General features: G+C 65.4%; 11 protein-coding genes. 6 read left to right on the plus strand and 5 right to left on the minus strand.

The annotated features are described in order from the left end of the window. Nucleotides 1-12: 12 nt before the first annotated feature. The 6 genes from FNV92_RS23385 to FNV92_RS23410 all read left to right on the plus strand — a co-directional run bounded on the left by FNV92_RS23385 (nucleotide 13) and on the right by FNV92_RS23410 (nucleotide 6,229). Entirely contained in the window at nucleotides 13-1,407 is a 1,395-nt protein-coding gene (locus FNV92_RS23385) for an FAD-linked oxidase C-terminal domain-containing protein (protein WP_143844380.1), read from the plus strand. After that, complete coding sequence (locus tag FNV92_RS23390) at nucleotides 1,404-2,930, plus strand: sugar ABC transporter ATP-binding protein (RefSeq protein WP_143844379.1); 1,527 nt, start codon at nucleotides 1,404-1,406, stop codon at nucleotides 2,928-2,930. Before FNV92_RS23385 ends, FNV92_RS23390 begins: the two co-directional genes overlap by 4 nt. Continuing rightward, entirely contained in the window at nucleotides 2,923-3,873 is a 951-nt protein-coding gene (locus tag FNV92_RS23395; protein WP_015687158.1) for an ABC transporter permease, read from the plus strand. The genes FNV92_RS23390 and FNV92_RS23395 overlap by 8 nt, the downstream gene beginning before the upstream one ends. Next, nucleotides 3,870-4,847, plus strand: coding sequence for an ABC transporter permease (locus FNV92_RS23400; protein WP_015687159.1), 978 nt, complete (start codon nucleotides 3,870-3,872; stop codon nucleotides 4,845-4,847). The genes FNV92_RS23395 and FNV92_RS23400 overlap by 4 nt, the downstream gene beginning before the upstream one ends. Nucleotides 4,848-4,889: 42 nt before the next feature. Next, nucleotides 4,890-5,864, plus strand: a complete 975-nt coding sequence (locus FNV92_RS23405) for a sugar ABC transporter substrate-binding protein (RefSeq protein WP_143844378.1) — start codon at nucleotides 4,890-4,892, stop codon at nucleotides 5,862-5,864. 77 nt (nucleotides 5,865-5,941) lie between these two features. After that, nucleotides 5,942-6,229 (plus strand): YciI family protein, encoded by a 288-nt coding sequence (locus tag FNV92_RS23410; RefSeq protein WP_015687161.1) that lies wholly within the window; start codon nucleotides 5,942-5,944, stop codon nucleotides 6,227-6,229. 179 nt (nucleotides 6,230-6,408) lie between these two features. Here the strand turns inward: FNV92_RS23410 and FNV92_RS23415 are convergent, their stop codons facing one another. Genes FNV92_RS23415 through FNV92_RS23435 form a run of 5 tightly spaced genes read right to left on the minus strand, consistent with a single transcriptional unit; the run spans nucleotide 6,409 to nucleotide 11,887 of the window. Beyond that, the gene (locus FNV92_RS23415; RefSeq protein WP_143844377.1) at nucleotides 6,409-7,401 is read right to left on the minus strand and encodes an ABC transporter ATP-binding protein; all 993 of its coding nucleotides are present in this window, start codon (nucleotides 7,399-7,401) and stop codon (nucleotides 6,409-6,411) included. Continuing rightward, nucleotides 7,398-8,387: an ABC transporter ATP-binding protein gene (locus FNV92_RS23420; protein WP_168213598.1), complete on the minus strand. Its 990-nt coding sequence runs from the start codon at nucleotides 8,385-8,387 to the stop codon at nucleotides 7,398-7,400. The genes FNV92_RS23415 and FNV92_RS23420 overlap by 4 nt, the downstream gene beginning before the upstream one ends. 19 nt (nucleotides 8,388-8,406) lie before the next feature. Next, nucleotides 8,407-9,330, minus strand: a complete 924-nt coding sequence (locus FNV92_RS23425; protein WP_015687164.1) for an ABC transporter permease — start codon at nucleotides 9,328-9,330, stop codon at nucleotides 8,407-8,409. After that, nucleotides 9,327-10,268: an ABC transporter permease gene (locus FNV92_RS23430; protein WP_015687165.1), complete on the minus strand. Its 942-nt coding sequence runs from the start codon at nucleotides 10,266-10,268 to the stop codon at nucleotides 9,327-9,329. Before FNV92_RS23430 ends, FNV92_RS23425 begins: the two co-directional genes overlap by 4 nt. 17 nt (nucleotides 10,269-10,285) lie before the next feature. After that, nucleotides 10,286-11,887 carry an ABC transporter substrate-binding protein gene (locus FNV92_RS23435; RefSeq protein ID WP_015687166.1) on the minus strand — a complete coding sequence of 534 codons (1,602 nt, stop codon included), beginning with the start codon at nucleotides 11,885-11,887 and terminating at the stop codon, nucleotides 10,286-10,288. Nucleotides 11,888-12,000 lie beyond the last annotated feature (113 nt).

The following is a 12,000-nucleotide window of genomic DNA, read 5'->3' on the forward strand; positions in this document are numbered from 1 at the left end:
CGGGAGTTAGGGATGGGACCGCGGGTCAACACGAGCACATTGGCCGAACGCCTCACCGGCATGATCGGTCCGCGCGCGAGCGTTGCGCGCGGCTTGCTCGACCAGCATGGGCAGAGCGAGTCGCACTATCGCAACTTGCCGCCCGACATCGTCGTCTTCCCGGAGACGACTCAGGAAGTCGCTGAGATCGTCAAACTGTGCGCCGGCGCCGGCATGCCGATCGTCCCGTTCGGCGCAGGCACGTCGCTTGAAGGCAATGCAGCCGCGGTTGCCGGCGGCGTCTGCTTCGACTTCGCGCGCATGAACAAGGTACTCAATTTGCACGACAGCGACATGGACGTCGTGGTGCAGCCCGGCATCACGCGCAAGCAGCTCAATGCCGAGCTGCGCGGCACCGGCCTGTTCTTCCCGATCGATCCTGGCGCCGATGCCTCGATCGGCGGCATGGCCTCGACGCGCGCATCCGGAACCATGGCGGTGCGCTACGGCACCATGAAGGACAATGTCATGGCGCTGGAGGTGGTGCTGGCCGACGGCCGCGTGATCCGCACCGCGAGGCGCGCGCGCAAATCGGCTGCCGGCTACGATCTGACGCGCATGTTCGTGGGCGCGGAGGGAACGCTCGGTGTCATCACCGAGATCACGCTGAAGGTGCATCCCGTGCCGCAGGCGATCTCGGCTGCGGTCTGCAGCTTCGATACGCTGCACAACGCGGTCGACACCGCGATCTCCGTGATCCAGTCCGCGATCCCCGTGGCGCGCATCGAGTTGCTCGACGACGTCATGATGCGCGGCATCAACGCCTACGCCAAGCTCGGCTATCGCGAGGCCCCAACCCTGTTCTTCGAATTCCACGGCTCCGAGAGCTCCGTCGCCGAGCAGGCCGAGGCCGCACAGGCGATCGCCGCCGACCATGGCGGTCATGGCTTTGCCTGGGCCAAGGCACCGGAAGACCGCAGCCGGCTCTGGCACGCCCGCGACAATACGCTCTATGCCGGCCTCGGCTTGCGACCTGGCGCGCGCGCCGTGATCACCGATGTCTGCGTGCCGATCTCGCGGCTGGCCGAATGCCTGACCGAGACGCGGCGCGATGCGGACGAGCACGGCTTTACCGCGCCGATCGTGGGCCATGTCGGCGACGGCAATTTCCACATGCTGATCCTGATCGACCCGGCCAGGCCCGAGGAAACCGAAGGTGCCAAGGCCCTGCAGGCCCGCATGGTCGCCCGCGCCATTGCGATGGACGGCACCTGCACCGGCGAGCACGGCATCGGGATCGGCAAGATCGACTATCTCACCGACGAGCTCGGCGAGGCCGTCGACGTGATGCGGTCGATCAAGACGGCACTCGATCCCGATGGACTGATGAACCCCGGGAAGATCTTTGCGAGCGGAGCGCGCGCATGAGCAATGCTGCGTTGGCCATCGAGACCGCGTTACCTGCGCCGCTGCTGGAGCTGCGCGGCATCAGCAAGGAGTTCCCCGGCGTCAAGGCGCTGGATGACGTGTCCTTTTCCGTCTTTCCCGGCGAAGTGCACATGCTGCTCGGGGAGAACGGCGCCGGCAAGTCGAGCCTGATGAAGGTGCTGTGCGGCGCCTATCGCGCCGATTCCGGCGAGTTCTACTACAGGGGCGATAAGGTCGATATCTCATCGACAGCGGATGCGCAGAAGCTCGGCATTGCCGTGATCTTCCAGGAATTCTCGCTGGTCCCCCACCTCGATATCGCCCAGAACATCTTCCTCGGCCGCGAGCCGAAAGGCCGCATCCCCGGCACCATCGACCGCCGCAAGATCCTGGCCGATGCCAGGCGTGTGCTTGATACGATCGGCTTCGAGATCGATCCCTCCACCACCGTCGACAAGCTCGGCGTCGCCCAGCAGCAGATGGTCGAGATCGCCAAGGCGATCAGCCAGAACGCGCGCATCCTCGTGATGGACGAGCCGACCGCGGCGCTATCCGACCGCGAGACCGAGCTGCTGTTCGCACTGATCGCGCGGCTGAAGGCCGATGGCGTGTCCATCGTCTACATCTCGCACCGCATGGCCGAGGTGTTCGCGCTCGGCGACCGCATCACGGTGCTGCGCGATGGCCGCCGCATCGACGGCGTCAAACCTGCCGACGTCACCCCGGACCAGCTCGTCCGCATGATGGTCGGCCGCAACGTCGACATGACCTATCCGCGCAACTTTGCCGACAAGCCCGGCGAGCTGCTGCTCGAGGTCAAGGGCTTGAGTTCCCCAAGCGGCATCTCCGACATCAACATCGAGGTGCGACGGGGCGAGATCGTCGGCCTGTGCGGTTTGGTCGGCTCCGGCCGCAGCGAGGTCGCGCGCGCCATCTTCGGCGCCGATCCCGTGAGCGCCGGCGAGATCATCTTCGACGGCAAGACCATGTCCGGCGAGCCTGATCTGGCCGCGCGCCGCGGCATCGCCCTGATCCCGGAGAGCCGCAAGAGCGAGGGCCTCGCGCTGCTGCGGTCGGTGAGCGACAATCTGGTGGTCTCGGCGCTGCGAAAGCTGTTCCCGAGCGGCCTGTTCGACCAGCGCAGCGCCCAGCGCACCGCCGACGGCCTGATCCGGCAGCTCAGGATCGCGACGCCCAGCGCGCGCCAGACCGTCGGCCTGCTCTCGGGCGGCAACCAGCAGAAAGTCGTGATCGGCAAGTGGCTGGCGGCCGGCTCGAAGCTCTTCATTTTCGACGAGCCGACCCGCGGCATCGACATCGGTGCCAAGTCCGAGATTTTTGCCCTGATCGATCGTCTCGTCGCCGAAGGCGCCGCGGCCCTGATGATCTCATCCGAGCAGATCGAAATCTGCCATGTCTGCGATCGCGCCTATGTGATGCGCGAGGGCCGCATCGCCGGGCACCTGACGCGCAACGAACTGACCGAGGAGAACATCGTGCGACTGGGGATGCATCATGCGTGAGGCCGCAATCGTCTCGCAACCCAACCCGCTGCAGCGCATCCCCGGCGTTGCCATCGTGCTCGTGCTCCTGATCGCGCTGTTTGGCGCAATCGCACCCGGCTTCCTGTCGGTCGCGAATCTCTCCAACGTGCTGGTGCAGTCGACCATCCTGACGATGCTGGCGCTGCCGATGACGCTGATCATCATGACCGAAGGGCTGGACCTGTCGATGGGCGCGGTGCTGACGCTGACTTCGCTCTGCGTCGCCATCGTGTCGCTCGCGACCAAGTCGATGCTGCTGGGCCTCGGCGCCGGCCTGCTGGTCGGCACGGCCTTCGGCTTCGCCAACGGCTGGCTGGTCGCCATCGTCGGCATTCCGCCCTTCGTGGCGACGCTCGGCACGCTCGGCATGGCGCAGGGCCTGTCGCTGATCATCAGCGACGGCCAGAGCGTGGTCGGCATCCCCCACAGCGTGCGCGACATCTATTCGGCCACGCTGCTCGGTGTTCCCGTGCCGATCGTGATGGCACTGGTGACCTACGCGGCATTTCACGGCCTGCTCTATCACACCCGCTTCGGCACCTACATCTTTGCGCTGGGCGGCAACCGCGAGGCGCTGCGCTATGCCGGCCTCTCGCCGAACAGGCTGCTGATCGCGGTCTATGCGATCGGCGGTGCCATGGCAGGCATCGCCGGCCTGCTGATGACCGCGCGGATGAATTCCGGCCACCCCACCGCCGGCCTCGGCCTCGAATTCGACGCCATCGCGGCCGTCGCGGTCGGCGGCACCTCGTTCGAGCGCGGCAATGGCTGGCTGCTCGGTACCCTGCTCGGCGTCCTTTCCGTCGGGGTGTTGCGCAACGGGCTGAACCTGATCTCGCTGCCGTCCTCGGTGCAGGTCGCAAGCGTCGGCGTCCTCGTCATCGTCGCGCTGTTCCTCGACGGCCTCCGGAGCCGCGCATGACCGACATCACCAAAGAGGCGATGATGCCGCCCCGCTCCTTCCTGTCGCAGGACGCGATCCAGGTGTTCTACCGCCTGCTCGCGGCGCTCTTGATCTGCGCGGTGCTCGCCGTGCTCAGCGATTCCTTCCTGAGCCTCGGCAACATCCTCAACGTGCTCAGGCAGGCGAGCCTGACCTTCTTCATCGCCTCCGGCCTGACGCTGGTGGTGCTGACCGCTGGCCTCGATCTCTCGGTCGGCGCCAATGTCGCCCTGTCCGCCTGCATCGCCGGCACCGTGATCCACAAGACCGGCTCGCCGGCGCTCGGCATCCTCGCCGGGCTTGCCTGCGGCGGCATCGTCGGGCTGCTCAACGGGGTGATGGTCACGGCCCTGCGCATCCCCTCCTTCATCGCCACCTATGGCATGCTCTGGGTGCTGAACGGCCTCACCTACTGGTACATGGCGGGCGAAACCCTCCACGGTTTCCCCGCCGGATTCCGCCAGATCGGCAGCGGCTATCTGTTCGGCCTGCCGATCCCGGTCTATCTGCTGCTGGTGTTTTTGGGCATCGGGACGCTGTTTGCCCAGCGCACGATCTGGGGCCAGGAGATCTATGCGATCGGCGCCAATCCGGTCGCGGCGCGGCTCTCCGGCATCCCGGTCGCGCGCCGCCTGCTGCTGGTCTATGCCGTCTCCGGCACGATGGCGGGGCTCGCCTCGATCATCTTCCTGTCGCGGCTCAATTCCGCGGAGGCCGACATCGGCGAGAGCCTGACGCTGCCGGCGATCGCGGCCGTGCTGATCGGCGGCACCTCGCTGTTCGGCGGCGTCGGCACGGTGTTCGGCACCTTCATCGGCGCGCTGATCCTGACACTGGTGCTGAACGGCATGAATTTGCTCTCAGTCAGCGCCAACTGGCAGCCGCTGGTGACCGGCATCATCGTCATTCTCGCGGTCTGGCTCGACATGAAGACCCGCCGCCGCGCGCAATGAGTTCCTGGACGACCAACAAGCAAAACGAGGGATGGAGGCAACATGAAACATAAACTGGGTTATCTGGCGCTACCGCTGTTGATGGCGGCCGCGTTCACCACGCAGGCGCGCGCCGACGGCGAGACCATCGCCGTCTTCACCAAGAACCAGACCAATCCGTTCTTCCAGACGGTGCGGGTCGGCGCCGACAACATGGCGAAGGTGCTGAACGCCAAGACGCTGCAATACATCCCGACCAAGCCGGACTCGATTCCCGAGCAGCTTAGCCAGATCGAGGACGTGGTGGTGAAGAAGCCGAGCGCGATCGTCTTCACGCCGGTCGACTACAAGGCGATGGTGCCGGGCGTCGAGAAGATCAACGAAGCCAAGATCCCGGTCGTCAACATCACCGACCGCTCCGCCGGCGGCAAGTTCCTCTCCTTCATCGGCGCCGACGATTACAGCCTCGGGCTCGAGACCGCGCGCTTCCTGCTCAAGACGCTGGGCGACAAGGGCAACATCGTCATCATCGAGGGCGTCAAGGGCTCGCTGACCAATGTCGACCGCGTGCGCGGCTTCAACGACGCCCTGAAGGAAAACGCGGGCGCCAAGCTGCTGGCCTCGCAGCCCGGCAACTACCAGCGGCTGCAGGCACTCCAGGTGATGGAGAACCTGATGCAGTCGAACGCGCAGATCGACGGCGTGTTAGCTGCCAACGACGCCATGGCAGTCGGCGCGATCGAGGCGCTCGACGGCGCCAATCGCAAGGCGCAGGTGATCGGCATCAACGGCACCAAGGAGGCGATCGACGCGATCAAGTCCGGCAAGCTGCTCGCCAGCGGCGACTACAACGGATTTGCGCAGGGCTGCCTCGGGACCATGATGGCGATCCGCTCCTTGCGCGGCCAGCCTGTCATCAGCGAGATCGTGCTGAAGCCGACCGTCATCACCAAGGACAACTACCAACCGTTCGACGTGCCGCTGGAGCAGCGCATCTGCCCGACCTTCGAAGAAGCCGGCAAGCTCGGCGGCAAGTAAGCCAGTCAGTCACGCAAGTACGGACGGCCGCCTTGGCGGCCGTCCCAAGAAAACGAAAGACATCAACGGAGACCACCATGCTGTTCGCCATTCACGCCCTCGACCGCGCCGGCGCGCTGCCGACCCGGCTCGCCAATTACGACGCGCACAAGGCTTTCCTGAGCGACACCTCGCGCTTCGGCGTCAAGATCGTGATGTCGGGACCGCTGGTCTCCGACGACGGCGCGACCATGATCGGCAGCCTGTTCCTGATCGAAGCGCCCGGGCGCAGCGAAGTCGAAGCCTTCAACCGTGCCGATCCCTTTGCGGCGGCGGGTATCTGGGAAAAAGTCACGATCACCGGCTTCCTGCGCCGCCAGGGTTGAGGCCGGCTCAAGCCAAGACGCGAAAACAACCCCATGCACAGTAGAACGAGGTTGCTTTGACTTGCGAATTTTAGCTGCGCGCGGACTTTGACCCGTCGGGCAAAACAGGGGCATATTGGCACCATCGCCCGATTGTCGCCCCGCCCCTCCATCCGGCCTCTTGGCCGCTGGCGCAGCAGCTATGCAGCTGTCGCCGGCACACCGTCTTCGAGGTGACAGGCCACCCACTGCTCGGGTGCAGCCGCGCGCAGCGTCGGCTCCTCCGTCCGGCAGCGATCGAACACGTAGGGGCAACGGGTGTGGAAACGGCACCCGCTCGGCGGGTTGATCGGGCTCGGCACGTCGCCCTTGAGGATGATCGGATTGCGCTGGGCCCCGGGCTCCGGCAGCGGCACCGCCGAGAGCAGCGCCTTGGTGTAGGGGTGCTTTGGCGCGGCAAAGATTTCGAAGCGCGGCGCCACCTCGACGATCTTGCCGAGATACATCACCGCGACGCGGTGGGTCATGTGCTCGACGATTGCGAGATCGTGGCTGATGAACAGCAGCGCCAGGCCGAACTCGCGCTGGAGATCCTGCAACAGATTGACGATCTGCGCCTTGACCGAAACGTCGAGCGCCGAGACCGCCTCGTCGCAGACGATCAGCTCGGGCTCGGCCGCAAGCGCCCGCGCGATGCCGATGCGCTGGCGTTGGCCGCCGGAGAATTCGTGCGGCCGGCGGTTGAGCGCCTCGCGCGGCAGGCGCACGGTGTCCATCAGCGCCGTCACGCGCGTTTCGAGATCGATGGCGGATTTGGCGAGGCCGAAATTGCGGATCGGCTCGGCCAGGATGTCGCGCACGCGCATGCGCGGGTTGAGGCTGGAGAACGGATCCTGGAACACGACCTGCACGCGGCGGCGCATCTGGCGCATCGTGCTCGGCGCGGCGTCGTCGATCCGCTGGCCGTCGAGAATGACCTGACCCGAGGTGATGTCGAACAGCCGCAAGATCGCGCGGCCGACTGTCGACTTTCCGCAGCCGGATTCGCCGACCAGCGACAGCGTCTCGCCGCGCGCGATCTCGAACGACACGCCGTCCACCGCATAGACCCATTCGGACTTGCGGCCGAACAGGCCCTTGTTGACGGGAAAATGCTTCTTGAGGTCGTTGACCTGGAGCAGCGGAGGACTCATGCCGCGATGGCCCCCTTGGCGGAATAATGGCAGGCGGCGACGTGACGAGGCGCCTTCTCTTCGAGGCCCGGAGCATATTGGCGGCACAGGTCGGTCGCGAGCGCGCAGCGCCCGGCGAAGACGCACCCGACGATCGGCTTCCTGAGATCCGGCACTTGCCCGGGGATTTCGGCCAGACGTCGCGCGGTGCCGGCCAGCGACGAGCCGAGCCGCGGCACGGCGCCGAGCAGACCCTGCGTGTAGGGATGGCGCGGCGAGCGGAACAGCTCGGCCACCGGCGCCTCCTCGACCTTGCGGCCGGCATACATGACCATGACGCGCTCGGCGATCTCGGCCACGACGCCGAGATCGTGGGTGATCAGGATGATCGCGGCGCCGACCCGGCTCTTGAGGTCGAGCATCAGCTTCAGGATCTGCGCCTGGATGGTCACGTCGAGCGCGGTGGTCGGCTCGTCCGCGATCAGGAGTTTTGGATTGCAGGCGAGCGCAATCGCGATCATCACGCGCTGGCGCATGCCGCCGGAGAGCTGGTGCGGATATTCGCGCACCCGCCGCTTCGGCTCGGGAATGCCGACCAGGGTCAGCATCTCGACCGCGTGGGCTTCGGCGGCGACCTTGTCCAGGCCCTGATGGATCATCAGCGTCTCCCGGATCTGACGGCCGACGGTCAGGACCGGATTGAGGCTCGTCATCGGTTCCTGGAAGATCATCGAGATATCGTTGCCGCGGATGGCGCGCATCTCGCGGTCGGACAGTTGCAACAGGTCCTTCCCCGCAAAGCGGATGGAACCCGCGATCCTGCCCGGCGGCTCGGGGATCAGCCGCATCAGCGACATCGAGGTCACCGACTTGCCGCAGCCGGATTCGCCGACGATGGCGAGCGTCTCGCCCTCGTTGACGTGGAAGGATACCCCGTCGACCGCGCGGTTGATGCCGCTGGGCGTCCGAAAATGGGTCTGCAGGTTCTCGACTTCGAGCAATGCCATCGCGATCAGCCCCGCATCATCAGAGGCTCTTGGCCATGCGCGGATCGAGCGCATCGCGGAGGCCGTCGCCGAGCAGATTCACGGCAAGCACGGTGACGGACAGGAACGCCGCCGGGAAGAACACGATGTAGGGCTTGACCTGCCACAGCGCGCGGCCTTCGGCCATGATGTTGCCCCAGGACGGAATGGTCGGCGGCGTGCCGGCGCCGATGAAGGACAGGATGGCCTCGGTGATCATGGCGCTGGCGCAAATGTAAGTTGCCTGCACCAACATCGGCGCCAGCGTATTGGGCAGGATGTGGCGCAGGATGATCATCGGCGTGCGCGTGCCGCAGGCGACCGCAGCATCCACATAGGGCTGCTCGCGCAGCGACAGCACCACGCTGCGGACGAGGCGCGAGACACGGGGGATCTCGGCGATGGTGATGGCCAGAATGACGTTGCCGACGCTGCCGCGCGTCAGCGCCATCAGCGCGATCGCGAGCAGGATTGGCGGGATGGACATCAATCCGTCCATGAAGCGCATAAGGATGCCGTCGGCCCAGCGGACGAAGCCGGAGACGATTCCGATGGCAAGACCGGCCGCGGACGCGAATATCGCGACCGATAAACCTACCGTGAGCGAGACGCGCGCGCCGTAGAGCACGCGCGAATAGATGTCGCGGCCAAGCACATCGGAGCCAAACCAGAAAGCAGCGGACGGCGCGCGGGTGCGTTTTGCCGGCGCAAGCGCAGTCGGATCGACCGTCCAGAGATAGGGCGCGAAGATTGCGATCAGGACCAGGATGAGCAGCAGCGCGCCGCCGATCGCGACGGTGGGATGGCCGCGCAGGAGGCCGATGAAGCCGCGCCGGATCACGACGGGCCGAAGAATCTCCGGCAGTTGCGGTGCGAGGACGAAGCCGGCCGGCAGCGCTTGCGGATTGACGGTCGTGTCGGTCAATAGCGGATCCTCGGGTCAACGATAGTATAGACGACGTCGATCATCAGATTGACGAGGACGTAGACGAAGCTGAACAGCAGAACGATGCCCTGGATGACGGGATAGTCGCGGCGCAGGATCGCGTCGATCGTGAGACGGCCGAGGCCGGGGATCGCGAACACGCTTTCCGTGACGACCGCGCCGCCGATCAGCAGTGCGATGCCGATCCCGATCACGGTGACGATCGGCACCGCTGCGTTCTTCAGCGCATGAACGAACAGGATGCCGCCCTGCCCGAGGCCCTTCGCCTTGGCGGTGCGGATATAGTCCTGCTGCAAGACTTCCAGCATGGTGGCGCGGGTGATGCGCGCGATCAGCGCGATGTAGACGCAGCCAAGCGCGACCGCCGGCAGGATCAGGTTTTGCAGCCAGGGCCAGACCCCCTCCGAGAGCGGCGTGTAGCCCTGCACCGGAAGCCATTCGAGCTCCAGCGCGAAGATGTAGGCGAGGATGTAGCCGACGACGAAGACGGGCAGCGAGAAACCGAACACGGCGAACGCCATGATGACACGATCGATCAGGCTCCCCGCCTTCCATGCCGCCACGACGCCGAGCGGCACCGCGACCACGATGGTGAGCAGCAGCGTCACCATCATCAGCGACAATGTCGGCCCGAGACGCTGTCCGATCATCGTGGAGACCGGCAGGTTGGTGAAGATCGAGGTGCCGAGATCGCCGTGCAGGATGCGCCAGACCCAGCTTCCGAACTGGATCAGGAACGGCCGGTCGAGACCGAGACTCTGGCGAATGCGCTCCACATCCTCCGGGCTCGCCTGATCGCCTGCAATCACCACGGCGGGATCCCCCGGCGCGATGTAGAGCAGGCTGAACACGAACAGCGCGACGATCGCCATTACCGGCAAAGTCGAGACGATGCGACGGAGAATGTAGGAGAGCATCTGGCTTCAGCGCAAGGTCATGCGGATTTCGAAACGCCCCAGAAGAACGGCAGCGGCCCCTTGGTGATGCCGGAGACGTTCTTGCGCCACGCCGTGTAGCTCAGGAAGAAGCCGGTCGGGGCGTAGACGACGTCGTCGAGCGCCGCCTTGTTGAGGCGGCCGATCGCAGCCTTCTCCTCGTCGAGGTTCTTGGCCTCGAACCACGACGTGACTTCCTTCTCGGTGCCGGCGCTGGTGGGCCAGCCGAACCAGGCCTTGTCGCCGTTGGCGCGAATGGCGGTGTAGGGCGCCGGGTTGATGCAGTCCGCGCCCGCGTGCCAGGTGTGGAACATGTTCCAGCCGCCCTGTCCCGGCGGCGTCTTCGCCGCACGGCGGGAGCCGACGGTACCCCAATCGGTGGCGACGAAATCGACATTCATGCCGAGCCTTTTCAGCAGGTCGGCGGTGACGTCGCCCTGCGCCTTTGTGATCGGCTGGTCCTGCGCCACGAGGCACGTCACCGGCTGGCCGGAATAGCCGCTCTCGGCGAGCAGCTTCTTGGCGGCATCGAAATCGCGCTTGCCCTTCAGAATCTCGCCACCCGCCTCGGTATAGAGCGGCGTATCAGGCGTGAAGAATCCGGGCAGCGGCTTCCACAGCGAATTGTCGTCGCCGACGAGCGCGCGCATGTAGTCTTCCTGGCTCAGCGCCATCAGCACGGCGCGCCGCGCCCGCACGTCATTGAACGGCGGGTACAGGAAGTTCATACGGAACGAGCCGATATTGCCGAGCGGATCGCCGATATCGACACTGATGTTCTTGTTCTTCTTCAGGACCGGAACGAGATCGGCGATCGGGTTCTCCCACCAGTCGATTTCGCCATTTTGCAACGCGGCCGCCGCGGTTGCCGGATCCGGCATGATAACCCACTCGACACGGTCGACCAGGATCTGCTTGCCGCCGGCAAGCCATGACGATTTCTCCTGGCGCGGCGCATAGTCGGCGAATTTCTCGAACACGGCTTTCGCGCCGGGGACCCACTCGCCCTTGGCGAACTTCATCGGGCCTGAGCCGATATACTCCGAGATTTGCTTGAACGGATCGGTCTGCGCGATGCGCTCCGGCATGATGAAGGCGCAAGGCGAATTGCCCTTGCCAAGCGCGTAAAGCATTTTCGGGAACGGCTGCTTCAGCACCCATTTGAAGGTGCGATCGTCGACCGCGGTCAGCTCCTGCTGGCTCGCCTTGATCATCAGGCCCATTGGATCGCGCGCCGACCAGCGCGTCAGGCTGGCTATGACGTCCTTGCTCAGCACCGGCTCGCCATCATGGAACTTGAGGCCCGGCCGCAGCTTGAACGTCCAAGTCGTGCCGTCGTCACTCACCTGCTCGGACTCGACCATCTGACGTTGCGGCTGAAGCGAGGAATCGACACCGTAAAGCGTGTCCCAGACCAGCGCCGCGGCATTACGCACGACATATTGCGTACCCCAGATCGGGTCGAAATTGGCGAGGTTTGCCTGCGGCACGAAGCGCAGGGTGCGGGCGGAGGCGCCTTGTGCGATCGCCGGGGCCGAGACGCCGGTCAATGCCAGACCGCCCGCGCCGGCCAGTCCCTTCAATACGGTCCTGCGATCCATGAAATCCTCCCGATAGTGCCGTGATGCCGGCCGTCTTTGGCCAAGAGCAGGTGAAACCAGAGCCCATTAGCGTGCAAATGGTATGCCACTAACCGGACCTTCGCCAGCGGGAT

The sequence above is a fragment of the Bradyrhizobium cosmicum genome (assembly GCF_007290395.2).
In the GTDB taxonomy this organism is placed as follows: Bacteria; Pseudomonadota; Alphaproteobacteria; order Rhizobiales; family Xanthobacteraceae; genus Bradyrhizobium; species Bradyrhizobium cosmicum.

What these genes read in the sequence shown, in the direction of transcription:
- FNV92_RS23415 (WP_143844377.1), bottom strand. Translation starts at nt 7,401, where the DNA reads ATGAGTCCTCCGCTGCTCCAGGTCAACGACCTCAAGAAGCATTTTCCC.
- FNV92_RS23435 (WP_015687166.1), bottom strand. Translation starts at nt 11,887, where the DNA reads ATGGATCGCAGGACCGTATTGAAGGGACTGGCCGGCGCGGGCGGTCTG.
- FNV92_RS23395 (WP_015687158.1), top strand. Translation starts at nt 2,923, where the DNA reads ATGCGTGAGGCCGCAATCGTCTCGCAACCCAACCCGCTGCAGCGCATC.
- FNV92_RS23390 (WP_143844379.1), top strand. Translation starts at nt 1,404, where the DNA reads ATGAGCAATGCTGCGTTGGCCATCGAGACCGCGTTACCTGCGCCGCTG.
- FNV92_RS23385 (WP_143844380.1), top strand. Translation starts at nt 13, where the DNA reads ATGGGACCGCGGGTCAACACGAGCACATTGGCCGAACGCCTCACCGGC.
- FNV92_RS23400 (WP_015687159.1), top strand. Translation starts at nt 3,870, where the DNA reads ATGACCGACATCACCAAAGAGGCGATGATGCCGCCCCGCTCCTTCCTG.
- FNV92_RS23430 (WP_015687165.1), bottom strand. Translation starts at nt 10,268, where the DNA reads ATGCTCTCCTACATTCTCCGTCGCATCGTCTCGACTTTGCCGGTAATG.
- FNV92_RS23420 (WP_168213598.1), bottom strand. Translation starts at nt 8,387, where the DNA reads ATGGCATTGCTCGAAGTCGAGAACCTGCAGACCCATTTTCGGACGCCC.
- FNV92_RS23405 (WP_143844378.1), top strand. Translation starts at nt 4,890, where the DNA reads ATGAAACATAAACTGGGTTATCTGGCGCTACCGCTGTTGATGGCGGCC.
- FNV92_RS23410 (WP_015687161.1), top strand. Translation starts at nt 5,942, where the DNA reads ATGCTGTTCGCCATTCACGCCCTCGACCGCGCCGGCGCGCTGCCGACC.